Origin of the sequence: Chryseobacterium oleae (genome assembly GCF_900115055.1) — a bacterium.
Lineage (GTDB): Bacteria > Bacteroidota > Bacteroidia > Flavobacteriales > Weeksellaceae > Chryseobacterium > Chryseobacterium oleae.
The window spans coordinates 56,097-78,600 of the sequence record NZ_FOVD01000004.1 but is presented as its reverse complement, the minus strand read 5'-3'; the positions used below and the strand labels follow the sequence as shown (position 1 = coordinate 78,600).

Below are 22,504 nucleotides of genomic sequence, written 5' to 3'. Positions count from 1 at the left end.
CTTATATGATTATAGGAAGCGGACTTATTGCCAACTCACTAAAAAGTATTGATTCACAGGATCATTTATTTTTTGCATCAGGAGTATCAAACTCCCTCGAAACCAGGAATTCAGAATTCGAAAGAGAATTTTCTCTTTTGAAAACCATGATTGAAGAAAATAAAGAAAGAAAACTGGTCTATTTTTCTACATTGAGCATTCATGACCAATCTAAACAGAACAGCCCGTATGTGCTGCATAAAAAGACGCTCGAAGACTATATAAAAAATACCTGTGATCACTTTCTTATTCTGCGGATAGGCAATATCGTGGGAAAAGGAGGAAACCCCAATACCCTTTTTAATTTCCTCACAGCCCAGATCTCCGGAAACAGTGAATTTACCCTTCATTTAAAAGCAAGAAGACTGCTTTTAGACATTGCTGATATTTCAAAATTTCTGGGCTCACACTGCCTGGATATGGAAAATAAAACCCTTAATCTGGCTTTCCCGTATTATTATGATTTGAAAGAAATCATTAATGCCATTGAAGAAAAGACCCGGATGAAGGCCTGTTTTTCTGAAGTGGAAGAAGGCGATTTTTATAAGGTCGGCTTTGATGAATCTATAGAAACTTTTTTCTCCGGAATACAGCCGGAAGATTATTTGAAAACTTTAACCCAAAAGTATATTTAAGATGAAAATGTCTACTATTCACGTTATCATCGTCACTTACAATGCTATGAAATGGGCGGAAAGATGTTTTACCAGTTTAAGACATTCTTCGGTTCCTGTAAAGTGCATTGTGATCGACAACGGATCTACGGATGGAAGTCAGGAATACATTAAAACCCACTTCCCTGAAATTGATCTTATAGAATCTGCCGAAAATCTGGGTTTTGGAAAAGCCAATAATTTAGGAATAGAAAAAGCATACCGGGAAGGAGCAGATTTCTTCTATCTGATGAACCAGGATGCCTGGATTTTTCCGGACAGCTTTCAAAATATGCTTGATGTTTACAACAATGCTCCAGATAAAAGCAAGATTGGTATTCTAAGTCCAATGCATCTGGATGGCAGCGAGAAAAAATTTGACATTCATTTTGAGAATTATCTGGCCAAAGATGTCAGAAACAACAGAATGTTTTCCGATGTTTATTTCGGGGAAGCCAAACCGTCTTATGAAATCAGTTTTGTGAATGCGGCCCACTGGTTTATTCCCAGAAATATCATTGAAAAAGTAGGCGGATTCAATCCTTATTTCTTTTATGGTGCCGAAGATTATGAGTATGTCAACAGAATTACCTATTTCGGATTAAAGATATTGGTCTGCACAAAAAGTAAAGTCGTGCATGATGCCGTACAGTCTTTCCATAAAAAACAACCGAAAGACAAAGCTGAATTACTGGCGAACACCCGTCTTTCGATGAGAATGCAGCGGGAAACCAAATATCTTGACCCCAATTATGATTATAACGTCAAAAGAGAAAAAACGGCGATCCTTTCCTATATTTTAAAATTAAGTGCTAAAGGAAATATCAACGAATCAAAATTTTATCTGGAACAGTATCAGTACTTTTCAAAAAAATTTAAAGAGATCGAAGCGGCAAGAAAGATTTCAATGACGGGCCAGCATCCTTTTCTCAATCTTTAACGGATATCTATGGAAAAATTACCAATTAGCATCTGCATCCTCTCCTGGAAAACCGGAGAAACGCTGAAAAACACTTTAAAATCCTATAAAAAACACGGGCTTCTTGAGATGACGGATGATATTCTCATTCTTTTTCAGGAAGTAAGTGAACAGGATAAAAAGACGACCGGAAAGTATGGAATCCGATACATAGGACTGAATGAGAATATCGGGATCGGAAAAGGAATGAAATTACTGGCTGAAAATGCTTCATCTGAAAACATTCTCTTCCTGGAACACGACTGGGAGCTTATTGAAGATCAGGCAACCACCCTTTCACAGCTTAAAAGCGGCATAGAACTTCTGGATCAGGGATTTGATGTTATACGCTACCGGAACAGAAAGACTCCCGGATATCCGCTGATCTCCATCAGACATAAAGGCAACGAGCTTGATTATTATGACGACTGGCATGAATGTACCTCACCACACCTTCTGGAATCTCTGCACTGGTTGGATCCTGCCCAAGAATTTCCGGACAAAATACAGAAACAGGGTGACTATTTTGTAACCACTTCCCGCTGGGCCAACTGGACGAATAATCCTTATCTTGTCCGTAAGGATTTTCTGCTGGATACCATCATTCCTTTTTCAGGGGAAACTGCATCACTTGAAAGAAATATTGCCGCGTGGTGGGTGAAGCAGGATTTCAAAATTGCACAGGGTGAAGGTCTTTTCAAACACAATGATCTTACCAAGTACCCGAAGAAAAGCATCATTCGGAAAATACTTAGTAAATTGAAAAATAAATTTAAATAAACCGTACAGAATGAAAATTCTTTTCCATGAGAACGAACTCAACTACAGAGGGACTTCCATCGCATTATATGATTATGCAGATTTCAATGAACGATATCTGGGAAACGAGTCATTGATTGTATATGATAAAACTTCGACAACCAACCATCCGCTGGGTATCGAAAAATTTGCCAAACGCTTTAATGTAATTGGCTATTCTGACTTTAAAGAAGTTGATAACCTCATCAGTAAAAATAATATAGACCTGTTTTACGCCATTAAAAACGGCGATATCGATCATATAGAAACCAAAGAATGTAAAACATGCATCCACAGTGTCTTCAAGCATTTTGAACCACACGGAGATGTATACGCTTACGTTTCTGAATGGCTGAGCCATGAAATGACAGGTTCAAAATATCCTTTTGTGCCGCACATGGTTAATTTTGAAGAAGGAACGAATGAAAATCTTAGAAAAGACCTGAATATTCCTCCGCATGCAAAAGTATTCGGTTACTATGGTGGTCATGCCAGCTTTAACATCCTATTTGCGCAACAGACCATCGAAAAAATAGCTTCAAAATATAAAGATGTTTACTTTATTTTTATGGGTGTAGATTCTTTTGTGAAAAAAAGATGGTGGAAATCTCCTCCTTCCAACATTATTTTCCTGCCTCCAAGCTCGGATATCATCATGAAACAAAAATTCATCAATACCTGTAATGCATTGCTTCATGCCCGTGAAAGAGGAGAAACTTTCGGAATTACAGTGGCGGAATTTGCCATTAAAGGAAAACCGGTGGTCGCTTTTGCAGATCCTCCTGAAAAAGCACATATCAGTCACCTGGGAGATCAGGCCTATTATTACCGTAATGAAAAAGAGCTTAGAGATATTCTATTAGATGCGGATCTGAGTCGGTCTGCAGAAGAATTATTCCGGAAATTCCTGCCGCATCCCGTGATGGATACCTTTAAGGAGGTTTTTATTGATTAATGTATGAAAACGAAAATAATTAACTATTTAATTGGTTTATTATTAGCCATTTATTGTTACGTATATCTGCAAAATACTTATTTGCAGCTGGTCGTTAATAAAAATGACTGGCACCTTGGAGAATGGCTGATCAATTATCAGGATGGAGGATTTAAACGGAGAGGGCTTCTCGGAAGTTTATTTGTCTTCATCAATGAACTCACCGGAGTTCATCTGGCCAATATCGTTTTTATTTTTCTGTTCATCATTTACACCCTTTTCTTTATTCTCTTAATAAAATTTATTTGGCCGAATAAGAATACCCTTTTAACCATAAGTCTCTTGCTACTCCCAGCAGGTTTGGGAATGGTTTTAAAAGATCACACCATCATCCCTAAAAAAGAGATTATATTCTTTCTCTTTTACCTTCTGTATCTTCTATGTCTGCGGTCTAAAATGGTGGTCAAAGATTATGTGATCACGCTGTTTATCCTCATAGCTTTGCTCATCCATGAGGCTGCATTTTTTTATCTGCCTTTCGTGAGCCTTGCCTATTTTATAAAAAACAGTGAACCAACGACTCATAAAATAAAGAAAATATTTCTGTATCAGATACTTCCTGCTACCCTTATGATGCTATTTCTCTACAAATTCGGGATCAGCATCAAAACGGAAAACACGGTGTCATTTTTTAAAGATCATGGCTACCTGTTAAAAGAATTAAACATATACGATTATTATCAATCTGATTTTGATGTATCCAGCATCTATAAAACCTATCTGTATGGCTATGTGACCTACAGCATCAGTATATTTCTGGGTGCCCTAACTGTATTCATCTACTGTAAACTGAATAAGATTAAAATCAGTCCTGTTTTTCTCATCGTACAGGTCATTTTCCTGATTCCATTATTTATTAAGGGCTTCGACTGGGGCAGATGGATTAATATTTTCTTTTCTTTGCTGACCCTTTTTATCATTGGGGAAAAGCAATTGGTGAGCAGTCTGAAAAAAGATGGTATTGCGGTATTATTAATGATCTTTAATTCTTTTTGGACAATGATGGCCTTTTATCAGGGGTTCTCAAGTTTTACACTGCTTGATGTTTTGATAAAAAAGGTGTACTATTTTTTATATTTTAATCTATTTCGCGGATGAAACCAAAACCAGTTACTTATATAATCAGCATCGTACTAGCAATTTATTATTTTGTTAGTATAAAAACCACCTATTCGCTTATTGTAGAGAATAAAGGAGGATGGTATCTTGGAGAATGGCTGATCAACTATCAGGACGGAGGCTTCAAACGAAGAGGCTTTTTCGGCACCCTGTTTATCGCGATTAATGAGATCTCTAAAATCAACCTGGAATACATCATATTCGCCTTTCTGTTCGTCGTGTATACCCTGTTCTTTTATTTATTGGTCAAGCTGTTCTGGAAAGAGAAAAACAATCTTTTGGTTCTTGCCCTTGTCCTGCTGCCGGCAGGTTTCGGAATGATGGTAAAAGACCCTTCCATTGCATCAAAAAAAGAAATTATATTCTTCCTTTTCTATATCATGTATATTCTTTGTCTTCGATCTAAAATCGTTGTGAAGGATTTTGTCATTACGCTGTTCATTCTTATTGCTATTTTAACCCATGAAGCAGCCTACTTTTATATTCCTTTTGTAAGCTTCACTTATTTTGTGAAAAATAGTGGTTCATTAGTGGATAAAATAAAAAAAATAGCCATTTATCAACTGATTCCTGCTACCATTGTCATGCTCATTCTTTATAAGTTCGGGATCAGCATCAATACAGAAAATTCCGTATTATTTTTAAAGAACCATGGATTGATACTGGATGAACTGGGAATTTATGAATATGATCCGAACTACAATGTCTTAGCTTTTTACAAACAAAATTTATACAGTTATCAGACTTATATCATCAGCATATTGATTGGTGCCTTTACCTTTTACCTCTATTGCAGATTGAATAAAGTGAAAATCAGCGCTCTGTTTATAGTGATACAGACAGCCTTTTTAATTCCTTTATTTTATCTGGCCCTGGATTGGGGAAGATGGATCAACATTTTCTTTTCTCTGCTGACTATATTTATTGTCACAGACCAGAAATCCATTCTTACCAGAAAGCAGGAAATCATGACCTTTTTATTGATCCTGTTTAATCTTTCGTGGACGATGATGCTGAAGACGGGAGGCTTCTTAACTTTCCCGGCTCTTGATGCTTTACTCAAAAAAGTATATTATTTTATTTACTACAAAATTCATAATATATTTATCAATTAAAACTTCTATGAAAATTCCTGAAATCCATATCATAATCGTCACCTACAATGCCATGAAATGGGCAGAGCGCTGCTTTACGAGCCTGAGAAAATCTTCGGTTCCTGTGAAGTGCATCGTGGTAGATAACGGATCTGTGGATGGCACGCAGGAATACATCAGAAGTAACTTTCCTGAAGTAGATTTTACCCAATCCGAAACCAATCTGGGTTTTGGAAAAGCCAATAATATAGGCATCGAAAAAGCATATAAAAACGGAGCAGATTTCTTTTATCTGATGAATCAGGATGCGTGGCTGTATGAAGACAGCATGGAAAAAATGCTGGAAGTATTCAACAACCATCCCCGTCAGGAAGAAGTGGGAATCATAAGCCCCATCCATATAGACGGCACAGAAAAATACATGGATATTTTCCTGGATCAGTATATTGCCAAGAACTACGAAAAGACCAGGATGATTTCAGATTTGTATTTTCAGACGCTGAAGCCATGGTATGAGATCAATTTTGTTAATGCCGCACACTGGCTTCTCCCAAGAAAAACAATAGAATCTGTAGGTGGATTCAATCCTTATTTTTTCCATTACGGAGAAGATGACGAATATGTCAACCGCGTGCATTTTCACAACATGAAAGTGATTCTGGTTCCGGGGAGTAAAGTAGTACACGACGGTGTTCAGCTGCTTCATAAAATAGATTTTACAAAATACGAAGATGTAAGAATAGAAATCAACGCGATGAACCCTAATCTTCCGAATGGTCTCCAACTTGAAAAAAAATCTCTTCAGCAGAGTATGTTTAAAAATATCATTACCGGAAACTTTGACCATTATAAAAAGTTGTCAAAAAAGTATAAGAAAATCTGTTCAGACAGTGCAAAATTAAGCAGTTTTAGAAATCAGGTGATGCAGAAAGGTCCGGCTTTTCTTAATCTGTCGTAAATTAGCCTGACCATAAGCGAAAAAATAAATGATGAAAAATACAATATTATGTGTGGAATAGCAGGAATCATAAGCAGCAATGCAAGAAACTATCAGGAGGAAATCCGGAAAATGACGGATTCTATGATACACCGTGGTCCGGATTCTTCGCATTATGAATTTTATGACCATGCAGCTTTGGGCCACCGAAGACTTTCCATTATTGATTTGTCTGAAAATGGAAAACAGCCCATGTTCTCAAGCACCAAAAACGAATGTATTGTTCTTAATGGTGAGATCTACGGCTATCAGGATATTAAGAAAAAATATGGGGAATACCCTTTTCACGGAGGTTCAGACACAGAAGTTATCCTGGCCATGTACCAGAGAAAAAAGGAAAACCTCATCCATGATCTTCCCGGCATGTTTGCTTTTGCGATCTGGGACGATCAGCAACAGCAGCTGTTCTGCGCCAGAGACAGATTCGGAGAAAAACCGTTTTACTATGCGATAGGAAACAACAATGAATTTATTTTCGCATCAGAAATCAAAGCTATTTTAGCCTCCGGATTGATACAGCCTAAAGTAAGTTCCGAAGCCCTCTCCCACTATCTTCAGTACGGATATGTAAGTACTTACCAAAGTATCTACAGTAATATTTTCACCCTTCCACCCGCTCATCAGCTGATCTGGAAAGACGGAAAAATAACAGTTTCCCGCTACTACAGCCTTCCGGCAAAAGACAGAACCTTAAGCCTCTCTGATGCTAAGGAAGAATTTCTGTATCTGCTGAAAAATGCAGTAAAAAAACAGCTTATTGCAGATGTACAGGTAGGAAGTTTCCTTAGCGGAGGTCTGGATTCTTCATCCATAGTTGCTTTGGTAGACGAGTTTCTGCCTCATCAGACGACCATCAGTTTCGGATATGACCATAAAGACAATGAGCTGAAATATGCCAAAGAAATTGCGGATAAATACAATACCAACCATGTAGAAGTTCACGAAAAGAAAGAAGACCTCGTTGCCTCTCTGCTGAAAATCACCCCGTTTTTTGATGAACCTTTCGCCGATGCATCATTTATCCCGCATTATGAAATCTGTAAATACGCCAGACAAAATCTGACCGTTGTATTGTCAGGAGACGTAGGCGATGAGCTTTTTGGAGGATATCATTTCTATACCGTTGAAAATAAATTAAGAAATCATTTCAGCTATAAAAATATCGTTGCTCAATTTGGACTGAAACTTTATCAGAAGATGAGAACAACATCGTATTTGACGCAGAAAAATTTAAAACATTCATCCATCATGGACTTTCACCTGAACGCTGTGAGAAATGATTTCAACAAAAAAGAACGTGATCTGCTGGGTGTTACAGCCAATTACCTTCAGGAGTATAGTTTTACCCCTGATCCCGATTCTCTTAATGACATTATGAGAGTGGATCTGGAAAATTATGTTCCCGCCAATATGATGGTAAAATCAGACAGAATGGCTATGGCCAATTCACTGGAAGTACGAACACCTTTCCTTGATCTTGATTTCGCAGAATTCTGTATCCAGCTTCCGGATCAGCTTAAACTGGACGAGAAAAATGATAAGATCATCCTTCGTGAAGCTATGGGATCTTACTGGACGGAAACTATCAGACAACGTCATAAGCAGGGATTCGGTTTAGGAGTAAAAAACTGGTTTGCAGAAGAAAATCTGATGAATCTATCCAATGATCTGCTTAATAACCCTAATCATAAAGTGTTTAATTTCATTGATTATAAAGCAACCCGCCAATTCCTGAATAAGGATGAAAAACACTGGAACCTTTTGCAGCTTGCCCTTTGGGCGGATAACAACCAGACTCACTTTTAGTATACAATTATTCCCTTACTTTTACTGAAAGATAAACACAAATCATAAAAACTATTTATATGCCTAACTATTTAAAATCCATTCAAAGTATTTTGTTTCAGGAAGGACTCCCAAGTTTCATCAAAAGAAAGTTAAACATTTCCTATCTTGATAATCGTAAGCTTTTCACTATTAATTATAATAACAGAAAGACGAAAATCTATCTCAATAAAAAATTCGGATATGTTGATTTCTATATTTTTAAAAACGGAATTTATGAAAAACATATTATTGATGATATCAGATCTGCTCTTACCAAAGACAAAGTTTTATTAGACATCGGGGCAAATATCGGACAGCATAGCTTACTTCTCTCGCCTTATTGCAAACAGATTTATGCATTTGAGCCCATTCCTGATGTTTATTATGAATTTAACGAAAGTATCAAGCAAAACAATTTCCAGAATATTAAGCTTTTTAACAGCGCTGTAGGTAATTCTTCAGAAGTAAAATCGTTTAATTATGTAGCAGGGCACGCGGGAATGAGTTCATTTATCGCGACGAAAAATCCGGGGCAGAAAATAATCAATGTTCAGATTGAGCCTTTGGAAAAAATGATCAATGATGCAAAATTTGACGTTGTAAAAATGGATGTTGAAGGATATGAAGCTATCGTTATACTGGGTAATAAAGATATTTTCTTAAAAAACAGACCTGTCTTCTTCATGGAATTTTGTCCGTCTGCAATTGATGAGCAGGGAGAGCATTCTTCGCGTGATCTATTACAGTTCTTCTTTGATCATGATTTTAAAGTATATAGCAGAGTTCTTAATAAAGAGTTCCACAACATAGAACCTGAGCTTTTTGTTAATGATAATCTGATAATTACACCAATGTAACAATGACAATATCTGTTATCATACCCGTTTACAATGCCGCTGATTTTCTTGAAAAAGCAGTTTGTTCTGCGGCACAGTTTGACGAAGTAAAAGAAATTATTCTGGCTGAAGATCAGTCTACCGATGATTCCCTGGAAATCTGCAGAAGACTAGCTGCGGAATTCTCCAAGGTAAAACTGTTTCAGCATCCGAATGGCGAAAACCGCGGTGCCGGTGCCTCAAGAAATCTCGGGATAGACCATGCAACCTCCGAATTTATAGCTTTTCTGGATGCCGATGATTATTATCTTCCTAACAGATTTGATGCAGAAAAGGAACTTTTCAAGGATCCAAAAATTGAAGGCGTTTTTGGCGCAATCGGTACAGAATATTTAACCGAAAAAGGAAAGCACGAGTTTCAGTCTAAATTCAAAGAGATGTCTTTAAGTACAGTCGAATATCCGGCAGAAGGAGAAGAGGTGTTCAGGGGACTTTTAAGCTTAACCCCTAAAACTTTCGGTACATCATTTCACCTGAATTCTCTTACGGTGAGAAGGGATTCTATGAAGCGTAACCATATCCGTTTTAATGAAGCGCTCCGTGTTCATCAGGATTCTGAGCTGATCATAAGGCTGGCTTACCATTGTCACCTGAAAACCGGTATTATTGACAAAGCGATTGCCATAAGAGGAATTCATGATGACAACAGAATTACAAAAATTATAAAATACACCCCACAATATAACCAGAGGCAGTTTCTTTTCTGGAAATCTATGAATGACTGGGCTGTTGCTCAGCAGATCGCTCCCGAATACAGAAAGAGAATTTATTTAATGTATACATCATTTGATCTGTCTTTAAAAAGTGGACTGTCCAAATATGGAAGTATTTTTCTGGAAATATTGAAAAATCCTGATATCCTAAAGACAAAATACCGCTTCACTTACTACAACCGATAATCATGGAAGTCTCAGTAATCATTCCTGTATATAACGCAGAAAAGTATATTTCCAAAGCTGTAGAGTCCGCCTTGCAGCTGGAGGAAGTAAGAGAAGTGATCCTGATCGAGGACCATTCTCCGGACAATGCTCTTTCAGTGTGCCGGGAACTTGCTCAGCAATATGAAAGGGTAAAACTTTTCCAGCATCCGGATAAAGACAATCATGGTGCAGGAGCCAGCAGAAACCTGGGTATTGAAAAATCGACAAGTGATTTCATTGCATTCCTGGATGCCGATGATTATTTTCTTCCCAATAGATTTGAAGCGGAAAGGGAACTTTTCAACAATCCCAAAATAGAAGGTGTATTCAACGCCATTGGCACTGAATTTTTAACAGATAAAGGAAGGGAAGAATTTCTATCCAATATCAATGACACCTATCTGCTGACCGTCAATTATCCCGCTGAAGGTCCTGAGGTTTTTAGAGGATTATTGGGACAGACTCCAAAAACATTCGGTACATTTTTTACGCTGGACGCCCTTACCGTAAGAGCATCTGCTCTTGAGAAAAGCAGGCTAACATTCAACGAAGATTTACGGGTTCATCAGGATTCCGATTTTATTATCAAACTGGCGTATCACTGTTATTTAAAAACCGGAATTATAGATGAAGCTGTCGCCATAAGAGGCATCCATGATGACAACAGGATCACCAAGATCAAAAAATATTCTCCGCAGTATAACCAGAGACAGTTCTTTTTTTGGAATTCTTTATATCAATGGTCCAAAAAGAATAGATTAGATCAGGATGTAAAACAACATATCAGTCTGCAAAAAAAAGCTTTTGAACTTTCTGTAAAAAAAGGATTTCCCAAAGCGAAAACCCTTTTTGCTGCTATTTTTAAAGACCCAAACATTCTAAAAACCAAGTACAGATTTACTTACACTCATCATGAAGCTCAATAATCTACAAATATTAAGAGGCATATCTGCTCTTCTGGTGTGCTGTTTTCATTTCAAAGAATACATCAATTTTAAAGACCTTCCTATTGGCAATATTTTGTTTGCAAAAGGAAGTATTGGGGTAAGCGTCTTTTTTGTGATCAGCGGGTTTATCATGGCGTTTACGACTTTAAAAAAGGATTTCAGTATTCATACTTCAAAGGAAATCAAGTTATTCTACAAACGAAGAATCATCAGGATTGTACCTCTTTATTTTCTGCTTTCTGCAGGGTGGATGATCATTGGAGGAACTCTGATGTTTTATTTCCATGGAGAAGGCCTGAGAAGACTTATCCATTCCGTTTTATTTCTTCCCCAAAAAGATACGTTCCCTGTACTCTACCTTGGCTGGTCTCTTAATTACGAAATGTTTTTTTACCTGATATTCGGTTTATCACTCTTCTTCAAAAAAGGAAGATATATTTTTATTTCCGTATTTTTCATCGCCACCTATATGGCAGGTCTTTTATTCCCAACCGAAAATGCTTACCTGAAAATGGTTTCCAGTCACCTCAACCTATATTTTGTAGTGGGTATTCTGTTTGCCCTTTTGTTGGATAAAATTTCTATCCGTAAAATATGGGCTCAGGTATTGTGTACGGCGGGTATCCTTTTATTTTCAGCATTTTTATTCAATTTTATAGTGATATCAAACAGTTTATTGGTATTATTTGTTGTATCTTTATTCGTGTTATCGTTTTTACTGTTGGATTACACTCTTCATTTCAAGGGGAATAGATTGCTTATCTTTTTAGGTGATATTTCCTACTCACTATATCTTTCACACCCCTTTGTAGAGCTGTTTTTCAGACGATTTAAGGTAGAAGGATATCTCAATATCCCATATTTTATATTAAAATTGATTATTGTCATTGGCCTTGCCGCATTTTTATATTATTTTGTAGAGAAAAAAATAACCTACTATTTAAAGCTTAAATTAAAAGCATAGCATCAAGTAGTATTCCTAAAAACACAAATATTATTAACTGTTCCAAATGAAAGTATCAGTAATTATTCCCGTATACAATGCGGAGAAATTTGTGTCTCATGCCGTAGAATCAGCACTTCAGTTTGAAGAGGTCTATGAAGTCATCCTGATCGAGGATCAATCTCCGGACAATGCTCTGCAGGTATGTCAGCAACTTGCTGAAAAACATGGAAGAGTGAAGCTCTTTCAACATCCGGACAAGGGAAATCATGGTGCTTCAGGCAGCAGAAATTTAGGGATAAGACAAGCTACCGGGGATTTTTTAGCATTTTTAGATGCTGATGACTACTACCTTCCCAACCGCTTTGATGCAGAAAAAGAGCTTTTCAACAATCCTGAAGTAGAAGGTGTATATGGTGCACTTGGAGTACATTATTATTCTGAAAACGCTAAAGAGCAATATTACAAGATATTTAAAGACAGGCTTACCACTGTATACAAAAAGCACCGTCCTGAAGATGTTTTTTTTGGGCAGATCCATATGCTGGGAACTTTTGGTTTGTTCAGCATTGATACGCTTACCCTCCGCAGAAAGCCTTTAATGCAAAAAATGGAGGTCTTATTCAAAACTCATTTAAGACTTCACGAAGACACTGAGTTTCTTTTCCGCTTATCATACTATCTTGCCCTGTATCCGGGAAGTATTGATAAAGCCGTTGCTATGCGAGGGGTGCATGAACACAACAGAATCACCAAAGTGGATACCTTTATCATAAATCCTGCATTCTCTCGAGCACTGTTGTGGAACGAAATCTATAATTGGGCTGAGACAGAAGATACAATTCCCGAAAAAGCGAAACTTCACATCAAAAGAATGCGTCGCAGCTTTGAAATAGCCAAAGCTCCCAAGCTGAAAAAATGGGGAATGGTGGTAAAATATCTGTTCACCGATTACAGAAGTATCCGGTCAGGGCTCTACAATATCAATTTTAAACGTTCCTTGATTTCTTAACATAATAAAAATTCCGTAACAGTATGAAATTAAAACACCTATAAAATTTCAGACTTCACTATATTTGCTATTGCTTATTTTAAAAACATGAAAATCTCAGTAATCGTACCTGTTTATAATGCTGAAAGATTTGTTTCTCAAGCCGTGGAATCTGCGCTTCAGTTTGATGAAGTACATGAGGTGATCCTGGTAGAAGACCAATCTCCGGACAACGCACTGCAGGTATGCATACAACTTACCGAAAAATATGATAGGGTTCGTCTTTATCAGCATCCGGACAAAGGTAACCACGGGGCGGGTCCCAGCAGAAATTTAGGGATAGAAAAAGCAACAGGAGATTTCATTGCTTTTCTGGATGCCGATGATTATTTTCTTCCCAACCGTTTTGATGCAGAAAAAGAACTTTTCAAAAACCCGGATGTAGAAGGGGTTTATGGTGCTCTTGGAGTACATTACTACACGGAAAAAGCCAAAGAACAGTATTATTCTTTGTTTGAAGATAAGCTGACTACCGTTTACAAAAAACATAGTCCAAAAGATGTTTTTCCCGGCCAGATCTATATGTTGGGAAGCTTTGGGCTTTTCAGCATTGACGCGCTCACCATCCGCAGGGAAGTCATGATGAAAAAAATGGAGATTTTATTCCGAACCAATTTAAGGCTTCATCAGGACACTGAATTTCTTTTCCGTCTCTCTTTCTATCTTGATCTTTATCCTGGAATTCTGGATGAAGCTGTAGCTGTAAGAGGGGTGCATGAAAACAACCGGATCACGGTGGTAGATTCGAAGAAAATAAACCCGGCAAGCACGAGGGTTCTTTTATGGAAAGAAATTGACAGCTGGGCTGCTGATGAGAAAATGATGCCCGACAACGTAAAGCAGCACATCAGCAGAATGCACCGCAGTTTTCAGATCGCTAATGCGTCTGTACTTCATAAATGGGGAATGATTCTGAAGTATCTGGTGACAGATTATACCAGTATCCGTTCAGGGCTTTATAACGTTAATTTCAGAGATCGCTTATTTTAATTTTCTCAGGTCTGCTTTTACAGAATCTGCAATCTGTGCGGTAAGTACCTTGCTGGATTCTTTGTACATATGATTTCCGTCTGTATAAGCAAAATCATCACAACGTCCGGAAAAGTCATAAAATTTAATATTCTTTTTCTTTGAAAGATCTCTCATCAATCCGCTGAATTCAGGAAATCTTTCGTTTTCAAGATTCATAATATTTCTGGTAGCAGGAATCCGAACCAGATAAACAGTTCCTTTAGGCTGCAAATAGTCTATGATCTCATTAAGGGCTTTCATCCGTACCTCAGACAAATTGTAATTATTCAGCATCAGTTGATATTCCTCCGTTTTCTTGGCTATCCTGGCATTCACAGAATCTTTACTCATATCAACAGTCACTTCCATCCATCCGTCTTTATGAAGGAATGTATTGGACCTTACTACCGCTTCTCTGTCAAGGTATATTCTGAACCAGCTTTTATTTAAATTTTTAAGAAGGTATTCATAATTGGGAGACATGTTATAGAAGTACATGTTTTTAAACGGGGAATTCTCCTCAGGATAGTCCTCTCTTCTCTTTACATCATTTCTCAATGACAGATTCCAGGGATTTACGGTGAGAATAAAAATTCCGTTTTTCGTATCCGGATCCAGTTTTCTTTTCAAAGCATTGAGATAGATCTCGCCATAAGGAGACTGGGCGATGTTCAGTGAAAAATTGTCAAAGGGAGCGGACAGTTTATTTTTCAAAACTTCAGGTACAATTCCCTGCACACTTCTGGAATCTCCTAAAATAATATTCTTGGGTTTCTCCACTGCAAAGTGCATATAATTGTCATCCGTATTACCGTCTGCATAAGAAGCCAGAAGCATCAGCACAGCAATAATCCCGATGATATAGAATGATATTTTAAATAAAAATTTTCCCATATTAAAACTGTTCGTAAATAAAGCTACCGTTGGAAAACACTCCGTAATACATGATAAGGAAGATCAGAAAAACATACATGGCTCTTCTTGCCAAAGGATTCAGCCTTTTGATATCAAGCCCGTGTTCCTGATCTTTATTGATCCAGTCAATTAAAACTACGATGGCTATTAAACCTAAAATTTTAATTTTAATAAATTCCGGGATCGAAAAAAGCGATAAGCTGAAGATCTTTCCGTACATCCCAAAAGCTTCAGTTAAATTTGGAGCCACAAATAAAATTAAGGCGAAACAAACTAAAGCCATAGTATAAAAAATATTCCCTAATTCTTTAAATGTCGGGAAGTTTTTAGACAATTTTTTCTTTTTATTAATCTGATTATTAACGACCAAAGGAATATAATATAATCCTTGCAGTGCGCCATAACAGATAAATGTCCAATTCGCTCCATGCCAGAAACCTATGATGACAAAATTAAGAAATACAGCGAGCAGCAATCCTTTTTTATCATAATCACGAAACGCAATGACCAAAGGGGTAAAAACATATTCTGTAAGCCATGAGGTCAGAGAAATATGCCATTTTCTCCAGTAGTCAGCGATATTCTGGGCAAAAAGAGGAAAGGCGAAGTTCTTGGTTGTTTTGAAGCCTAAAAGTTTAGCAAAACCTATGGCCATATCCGAATAGCCTGAAAAATCCGCATACATCTGAAAAAGGAAAAGTATAGCCCCGAAAGCAACGGTACTTCCTGAAAGATGTTCGTAATTGGCAAAAATATTCTGGGTTATAGGAGCAATACTGTTGGAAACTACTAATTTTTTAAAGGCCCCGAATAAAATCTGTCTTGCCGCATCCGAGCCATTTTCCAACGTGAAAACTCTTTCTTTTTTAAGCTGAGGAAGCAACAATCCACCTTTATCAATAGGTCCGGAAGTCATGCTTGGAAAAAAAGAAATATAATTAAAGAAGGCTAAAGCATCGGTCTCAGCTTTCAGTTTGTTATTCTTGATGTCGATCAGATAGCTGATCATTCTGAACGTATAAAAACTGATCCCAAGCGGGAGAATGATTTTTAAGGTCAGATCATTTTTAATTCCAAACAGGTCGGTAAAAGATTCAATAAAGAAATTGAAATATTTAAAATATAACAATGTTCCGATAGAAAAGATTAAGCCGAGGTTGACCCAAAGCTTTGTCTTCGGCCCCTTTTCAGCAATTTTTAAGCCCAGAAAATAAACGATAGCAGAACTTCCTATCAACAGTGCTAGAAATCTCCAGTCCCAATACGCATAAAAGATATAGCTTGCCAGCAGCAGAAATATATTTTGTGCTTTAAGATTCTTCCCTAAAACCCACCAATACATGGCAAAAAAAACGGAGAAGAAAAGCACAAATATTAATGAGGTAAACTGCATCGTCAGTTACTGTTTAAAAGTTCAACAATTCCATAAGAAAGCATTAAAAAAGCGACCTTCCTGTTATTGAAAAGGATGGCTTCTTTAGGCGGTGAGATCAGCATTCCTCCTTTTTCTGTAAGGTCTTCTATTGTCGCTTCAATATCTTCCACTTCATAACAGATGTGGTAGTATGAAATTCTCTTTTTCAAAAGATTTTCTACCGGTTTTCCGGAAACAAGCTCAATATTAAGACCGTCTTCAACCGTAATCATGCATAATTCGGCTTCCTGTTTCGGGTCAAAAACAACGGGCGTTTCTTCTATGATCGTGTGCAGCTTTCTGATATTCCGGAGTTCTGCCTGTAAATCCTTACAGGCAACTCCTATGTGGTGAAACTTCATTACAGCTTTGCAGCAACAGAGTCTGCCATTTCTCCTACATTATTCCAGGTCTGGATCTCAGAAGAAGTGAAACGAATTCCAAAAGCCCTTTCCACTGCCACGATTAATTGGATATGAGATAGAGAATCCCATTCTTCCACATCATTTGCCGTAGTTTCAGCAGTTAAAGTAATTTCTTCATTATCCAATTCTTCACGGAAAATTTCTGACAGTTTTGATAAAATTTCGTTCTTATTCATAGTGCTTAAATATTTTTTATTTTTAAAAATGATGCATACAATGTAGCAATCTTTCTTTTTTCTGCTTTTTCCAGATCGACATCTTCACTTACAAAATAGCTTTCACTCACGATCTCCAAACCTGCTTCATCAATCAAATCTCTGATCTCCTGAACGGTATTAAAAAGATAAATATGATCCATTGAAGGCGCATTGGTAGGTGTTGTAATAAAGATGGTTCCTTCCGGTTTTATTAAGTTTTTGATTTTCTTTAGTAATGATAAAGGATCTTCCACATGCTCCAGAACCTCACCCATGGTAATAAAATCCTTCTTTTCATCATCCCCGTAATCGAATACATTTTTAAGATGATAAAGAACTTTATCGCTTTTTATAAGGCTCTTGGTAAGCTCCAATGAAGATTCACTGATATCCAGGGCTTCAAAAGTACAGTCGCCCCCAATTTTTTCCATCGCAGCCTCAAAATACAGACCGTGTCCGGCACCGATTTCGAGATACGTTTTTACTGGGGTATACTTTTGAATATTGTTTTTAAAATACTGATAGACAGAATAATGATGTTTCCATAGAAACTGTGAAAGTAATAAGCCGTGCATATGAGAAACCATCACATCAGGATTGTTGTACATCGCCTTGTTCACATCATCGAATGAAGTGTTTCTATACTTTCCGGTTCTCACGAAATCCAGCATTTCCTCATTAAAATCACCAATCATTTTAAGATAATAATTGATAGAGTCATCAAAAGTGAGGTTTTCTTTTTCAAGAATTCCCTTATACTTGTCTATAAAAACAGTATAATCGGATATATAGTTTTCTTCCTCTTTCAGTAAAGAAAAATTCTTTTGAAGCTTTTTACCATGAATGGTATTTTTAGCTGCAATTCCTTCAATTAGTTGTTCTATTTTCATAGGTTGGGATTTATAAAAACCTCTTTAGTGTTATACTCATTTACGTTTAAAATCCATTGATCTTCCTTAGCCGAAAACCCCAGTCTTTCATAATGGTCTTTTACCATCTGGTTTTTAGCCGTCGGGAGATATTCTCCTACTACATATTGATATCCGTTTTTTCTTGCCGTTTCTACGATGGTATTCAGGGTAAAGTCTTCCATTCCTCTTTTCAGGACGCGGCAGCTCATCAGCCATGTATCGATAAACAGGATTTCCGGACTTTTCTTTTCCAAGACGATCACACAGATCAATCCGTTGTCTCCATATTTATCTTTCAGGGTAAATGAGAGCGTGTAATGGTCATCTGAATGGATCAGGTGGTCTACATCCTGTTCCGTATACCTTACTGTTCTCAGATTAAACTGGTTGGAACGTTGGGTCAGCTGTGAAACTCTTGGTTTTGAAAAACTGTCGAATGCTTTTACATCAGAGGTCATATTCATGCTCTTCAGAAAGTCTTCCACATTGGTAAAACTATCCAGATCCACTGCTCTTTGCGCTTCTACCTGGTATTGTTTGGTTCTTTCGGCATCATTTTCTGAGAAACTCGCCGTTTCGAAAAGATTCAGACCATATAAATACTCGAGATATTCTGCCGGATCTTCGGGTAATTCAGGAACGCAAACCTCAGGAAGATTTTCCCTTACAATATTTCTTTCAAACGGGTTATCATCCAGAAAAACCATAGAATCAAATCCTATATTCAGGATGCTCTGGATCTTTCTGATATTATCCGCTTTGTTATCCCAATTGGCCACGAAAACGGCAATATCTTCCATTTTAAGGACCATATCCGGATGTTTTTCGAAAGGCTCTCTGGCTTTATCTTCATCATTCTTACTGCACACCGCAAGGATCACCCCTCTTCTCTGAAGGGCCTTGATCCAGTACTGAAACTCAGTAAATGCTTTTCCAATTCCCAGGCTTCCGATCTGTATTTTTTCCAGTCCGTCATCTCCGATGATTCCTCCCCAGGTCGTATTGTCCAGATCCAGGATCAGACATTTCTTAAATTTTCCTTCGAGAGAAGAAATAATTCCGGTGATGTGATGTGCTACAATGGGCAGTGCATCGAGTGAAAGCACCATCTCAGTGTTCACATAAATACTTGGTGAGAACATAAAATTCCTTCCCCATTTATTCTGGATCGAAAGCAAATCCGCAATAAAGAAATTATTATGACGAATAGCGACCTGAGCAGATAATAAATAGTTGAGTTTATTCAGCTGAAAAACAAAAGAAGACTCTACCTTACCGGCAAAGTTTCCAAAGACCTGATTGTCTATTCCCGGAAAATTACAGTAGATGATCCTGCTTTTGGTTCTGCTCTGAATAGTTCGGTACAGATCCTCAATATAGGAGATCTTCTGCTCCGCAAAAGCCGTCTGTGTATTGTATGATTTATAATATTGGCTTAATAGTTTATGAGTAGATTCAAAGATGATGGTATAATCCGGATTAAACTCATAATATTCTGAGGTAGGATCTAAAATCTGCCTTGAAATCTGTCCAAAATCGGCCTCAAAAATTTCAAAGTCAAAACCATCATTCACAGCGGTGCCTTTCAAAGCAACATTGAGAAACTGGGTAGCGGTGTCGCCGAGTAATGCGATTTTGATCTTCTTAAGCTGAGGGATTTCTCTGCGGAGTTCTTTTTTCAGTTCTGAAAACGTTTTGTACATGAATTCTTTTATTGTATTAAAATATGAATGTACCGGCTCCCAATTTTTTTACTGTATTATTGTTCGTTTTACAGCCCTCCCGAAATCCGGAATTTTTACTGTAAACGTAGATGATGGGAACGTTTGTCATTTTTTTCATTGTGTTGTTTGTTACAAAAATAAAGATTTTATCTGATATTTACTTTTTTAAGAAGATCTCTGAGCGGTTTTTCGATAAATTGATAAAACAGCATCGAAGTAATGATCAGTGCCACCAGATAAATCCAGAATACACTGTTAATATTCAGCTGATAATCCTGCCATTTCAGAACCTCTCTCAGGATATACAGAACGGGAATATGCGTAATATAAACAGCATAACTCGCTTCGCCCAGGTATTCCAGTGGCTTTAATGAAAACAGCCTGCTTACCAAACCATTATTCCACGAAAGTAAAATAATAAGCGGAATAAAGAGTACTGCCATCAGTCCATTGTGATAAAAAAGAGGAACAAAGATCAGAGCCAGCATAATAGCTGCAAAGATCAGGATCACAGGGACATCGTAATTTTTCTGTTTAAAATGATTGACAAAAAATAATCCTGCAAGGTTTCCCACTAAAAATTCACTGATGTGCATCACAGGGAAGTAATACAGAAATTCGTGGCTTTCTGTGTGAGGTCCTTTATAAGATGGTGAAGCAGCATACAGATGGGAAAATACCTGGGTAACAATCCATAAAACAATACCTATTACCCAGATACTTTTATTCTTTTTCGAGTAATAATAATTATAAAGCAGGGGGAAAATAAGATAAAACAGAAATTCCACGGAAATAGACCATCCCGGAAAATTTAAGATCATCGCTTTCCCGGGAATCCAGCTCTGTAGTCCAAACAGATACAGAAAGCCTTTTCCTACACTGAAATTGGAATATCTTGTCACCAGATAAAGCAGCAATCCCAGCACATAGAGCGCATAGATCCTAGCAAATCTGTTTTTATAATATTCAAAATACCCTATTTTCTCTTTCTTATGATAAGCCACGATCATAATAAAACCGGAAAGGATAAAAAAATAGCTCACCCCTACATTCGCTTTCAAAAAGATATCGGCGATATAGTCTGTTTTATAAACAAACATATCCTTGTTAAAATGAGATATAACAATGGCTATAGCAGCAAGAAATCGGGTAAAGGTAATCTGACTTATCTTCATTCATGAAAGCTGTTCAACAGCCTTATATGGTTTCATTTAAGTATAAAAAACTGCAGTACGGCTTTATGTGAAAGTTACTTGACAAAAACGCCGATATACTTTCCTTCATACTCCACTACCGTAGTTTCTATGCTGTATTTTTCACAGAAATCCTGGTAAGCAGAATTGTCACCAATATCGTCACTGATAAAAACACCGCCTTTCTTCAAATGTTTGTAAAGCTCATCATAGGCCCATATTCTTCCATTGTAACTCTTATCCGAATCATAGTGAAGAACATCAAAAACTGCATTGTCAGCAAAAATTTTAGGCAACGATTCTTTATCTGCAAAGCGGAATAGTTTCCAGCTTTTTTTAAGATTTTCAGGAACTACATATCCTACATACTGATCGCCATCCTGCGCCAGATAAGGCATGTCTGAACTGTACAGTGTTCCATCTCTTTTTGCCAGCGACAGAAGAGAAGCCAGCGAAGACCATCCGTAAGCTACACCTGTTTCTACTACATTTTTAGCGTCAGCAAATTCACATGCATAATACAGCAGTTCCAAAGCTCCGGGACCTCCCATTTTTACGGGACAGTCTTTTTCCTTTTGTGCTGCAGTTTGCAATACCTCTGCATAATCTGTACGGAAAGCATCTATCTCACGGCCAAACAGCTTTGAAACAGCTTCTTTCTGGGAAACAGCTTTTCCGGCAGCCCAGGAATGGGTCTTTTCCTTTCCTTTAAAAGCATTGCCTCTGTTAACTGTATTTTTAATGATTTTCCGGCCCAGTTCCGGATAAAGATCGGGTCTTTTCAAATACCCTATAAATGTCTTGAGAACCCTTGTTATTTCACTCACTGTGTTGTATTTAATACCGCAAAAATAAATATTTTTTTTTCATTTATGTAAAAACAGATTATATTTGTGAGGCCCAAGTGAAATGAAAAAAATAAAAGTCCCAATATGTTTTACAATTTTTTCGAAAAAATATACAGAAGACAGCAGCTTTCTATCCTGAGAAAAAACCCTAACGTATTTTTTGACAATATCAGATTGGGTGTGGGTGGACGCTTTGTCCTGGATGACCATATAAAAAAGGTAAGCATCGGAAAGTCTGTAGAATTCAGAAATTACACCTGCATTCTGGTGATGAAAGACGCCAACCTGGAAATAGGTGATCATTTTTTCATGAATAACTTCTGCTCTATTAATTGTCTCGAACATATCTCAATTGGTGAAAATACATTGTTTGGTGAAAATGTCAAGCTTTATGACCATAACCACACGTATGAAACATCTCCCACATTCAAACTCCATCCGTCTAAATTTACAAAAGCACCTATAAAAATAGGCAATAACTGCTGGCTTGGAAGCAATGTCACAGTATTGAAAGGCGTTACGATAGGCGACAACTGTATCATAGGAGCAGGATGTACCATATTCAAAGATGTTCCTGCCAATACGCAGGTTGTTAATAAACAGGATTTAGTATTCAATTCCCTTTAAATT

Annotated in this window: 23 protein-coding genes; 15 read left to right on the top strand and 8 right to left on the bottom strand. The window is 37.3% G+C overall.

All coding sequences use genetic code 11. The features are described from left to right. Window positions 1-5 precede the first annotated feature (5 nt). From BM143_RS14035 to BM143_RS13970, 14 genes are all read left to right on the top strand, one after another. Entirely contained in the window at window positions 6-674 is a 669-nt protein-coding gene (locus BM143_RS14035) for an NAD-dependent epimerase/dehydratase family protein (RefSeq protein ID WP_090025080.1), read from the top strand. A gap of 1 nt (window position 675) precedes the next feature. Continuing rightward, window positions 676-1,632 carry a glycosyltransferase family 2 protein gene (locus BM143_RS14030; protein ID WP_228430838.1) on the top strand — a complete coding sequence of 319 codons (957 nt, stop codon included), beginning with the start codon at window positions 676-678 and terminating at the stop codon, window positions 1,630-1,632. Between the two features lie 9 nt (window positions 1,633-1,641). Beyond that, a complete protein-coding gene (locus BM143_RS14025) occupies window positions 1,642-2,430 on the top strand; it encodes a glycosyltransferase family 2 protein (protein WP_090025079.1) in 789 nt (262 codons plus the stop codon). 10 nt (window positions 2,431-2,440) lie between these two features. Next, the gene (locus BM143_RS14020) at window positions 2,441-3,403 is read left to right on the top strand and encodes a glycosyltransferase (RefSeq protein ID WP_090025078.1); all 963 of its coding nucleotides are present in this window, start codon (window positions 2,441-2,443) and stop codon (window positions 3,401-3,403) included. Between the two features lie 3 nt (window positions 3,404-3,406). After that, on the top strand, window positions 3,407-4,540 hold the full coding sequence (locus tag BM143_RS14015; protein WP_090025077.1) for a hypothetical protein: 1,134 nt from the start codon (window positions 3,407-3,409) through the stop codon (window positions 4,538-4,540). Beyond that, window positions 4,537-5,676 (top strand): hypothetical protein, encoded by a 1,140-nt coding sequence (locus BM143_RS14010; RefSeq protein ID WP_090025076.1) that lies wholly within the window; start codon window positions 4,537-4,539, stop codon window positions 5,674-5,676. Before BM143_RS14015 ends, BM143_RS14010 begins: the two co-directional genes overlap by 4 nt. Before the next feature lie 7 nt (window positions 5,677-5,683). Next, window positions 5,684-6,613, top strand: a complete 930-nt coding sequence (locus tag BM143_RS14005; protein ID WP_228430836.1) for a glycosyltransferase family 2 protein — start codon at window positions 5,684-5,686, stop codon at window positions 6,611-6,613. Between the two features lie 48 nt (window positions 6,614-6,661). Next, a complete protein-coding gene (gene asnB, locus BM143_RS14000) occupies window positions 6,662-8,458 on the top strand; it encodes an asparagine synthase (glutamine-hydrolyzing) (protein WP_090025075.1) in 1,797 nt (598 codons plus the stop codon). A 59-nt stretch (window positions 8,459-8,517) separates the two neighbouring features. Further along, on the top strand, window positions 8,518-9,336 hold the full coding sequence (locus BM143_RS13995) for an FkbM family methyltransferase (RefSeq protein ID WP_090025074.1): 819 nt from the start codon (window positions 8,518-8,520) through the stop codon (window positions 9,334-9,336). Window positions 9,337-9,338: 2 nt separating this feature from the next. Beyond that, entirely contained in the window at window positions 9,339-10,274 is a 936-nt protein-coding gene (locus BM143_RS13990) for a glycosyltransferase family 2 protein (RefSeq protein ID WP_090025073.1), read from the top strand. Window positions 10,275-10,276: 2 nt separating this feature from the next. Beyond that, window positions 10,277-11,221: a glycosyltransferase family 2 protein gene (locus BM143_RS13985; protein WP_228430834.1), complete on the top strand. Its 945-nt coding sequence runs from the start codon at window positions 10,277-10,279 to the stop codon at window positions 11,219-11,221. Continuing rightward, entirely contained in the window at window positions 11,208-12,206 is a 999-nt protein-coding gene (locus tag BM143_RS13980) for an acyltransferase family protein (RefSeq protein WP_090025071.1), read from the top strand. Before BM143_RS13985 ends, BM143_RS13980 begins: the two co-directional genes overlap by 14 nt. Window positions 12,207-12,252: 46 nt before the next feature. Then, on the top strand, window positions 12,253-13,197 hold the full coding sequence (locus BM143_RS13975) for a glycosyltransferase family 2 protein (protein ID WP_090025070.1): 945 nt from the start codon (window positions 12,253-12,255) through the stop codon (window positions 13,195-13,197). Window positions 13,198-13,284: 87 nt separating this feature from the next. Further along, window positions 13,285-14,226 (top strand): glycosyltransferase family 2 protein, encoded by a 942-nt coding sequence (locus BM143_RS13970; RefSeq protein ID WP_090025069.1) that lies wholly within the window; start codon window positions 13,285-13,287, stop codon window positions 14,224-14,226. On the opposite strand, the gene BM143_RS13965 is transcribed toward BM143_RS13970, so the two are convergent. From BM143_RS13965 to BM143_RS13930, 8 genes are all read right to left on the bottom strand, one after another. After that, a complete protein-coding gene (locus BM143_RS13965) occupies window positions 14,218-15,141 on the bottom strand; it encodes a hypothetical protein (protein WP_228430832.1) in 924 nt (307 codons plus the stop codon). The genes BM143_RS13970 and BM143_RS13965 overlap by 9 nt on opposite strands. A gap of 1 nt (window position 15,142) precedes the next feature. Next, the gene (locus BM143_RS13960; protein ID WP_090025068.1) at window positions 15,143-16,555 is read right to left on the bottom strand and encodes an MBOAT family O-acyltransferase; all 1,413 of its coding nucleotides are present in this window, start codon (window positions 16,553-16,555) and stop codon (window positions 15,143-15,145) included. Between the two features lie 2 nt (window positions 16,556-16,557). Beyond that, a complete protein-coding gene (locus BM143_RS13955) occupies window positions 16,558-16,938 on the bottom strand; it encodes a VOC family protein (RefSeq protein WP_090025067.1) in 381 nt (126 codons plus the stop codon). Next, window positions 16,938-17,177 carry an acyl carrier protein gene (locus tag BM143_RS13950; protein ID WP_047450687.1) on the bottom strand — a complete coding sequence of 80 codons (240 nt, stop codon included), beginning with the start codon at window positions 17,175-17,177 and terminating at the stop codon, window positions 16,938-16,940. The genes BM143_RS13955 and BM143_RS13950 overlap by 1 nt, the downstream gene beginning before the upstream one ends. 5 nt (window positions 17,178-17,182) lie before the next feature. Continuing rightward, window positions 17,183-18,088 (bottom strand): class I SAM-dependent methyltransferase, encoded by a 906-nt coding sequence (locus BM143_RS13945; RefSeq protein WP_090025066.1) that lies wholly within the window; start codon window positions 18,086-18,088, stop codon window positions 17,183-17,185. Next, the gene (locus tag BM143_RS13940; protein ID WP_090025065.1) at window positions 18,085-19,812 is read right to left on the bottom strand and encodes an HAD-IIIC family phosphatase; all 1,728 of its coding nucleotides are present in this window, start codon (window positions 19,810-19,812) and stop codon (window positions 18,085-18,087) included. The genes BM143_RS13945 and BM143_RS13940 overlap by 4 nt, the downstream gene beginning before the upstream one ends. A gap of 167 nt (window positions 19,813-19,979) precedes the next feature. After that, complete coding sequence (locus BM143_RS13935; protein ID WP_090025064.1) at window positions 19,980-21,008, bottom strand: acyltransferase family protein; 1,029 nt, start codon at window positions 21,006-21,008, stop codon at window positions 19,980-19,982. A 74-nt stretch (window positions 21,009-21,082) separates the two neighbouring features. Further along, complete coding sequence (locus BM143_RS13930) at window positions 21,083-21,853, bottom strand: class I SAM-dependent methyltransferase (RefSeq protein ID WP_090025063.1); 771 nt, start codon at window positions 21,851-21,853, stop codon at window positions 21,083-21,085. A gap of 105 nt (window positions 21,854-21,958) precedes the next feature. Between BM143_RS13930 and BM143_RS13925 the strand changes: the two genes are divergently transcribed. Next, window positions 21,959-22,501, top strand: coding sequence for an acyltransferase (locus tag BM143_RS13925; protein ID WP_090025062.1), 543 nt, complete (start codon window positions 21,959-21,961; stop codon window positions 22,499-22,501). Window positions 22,502-22,504 lie beyond the last annotated feature (3 nt).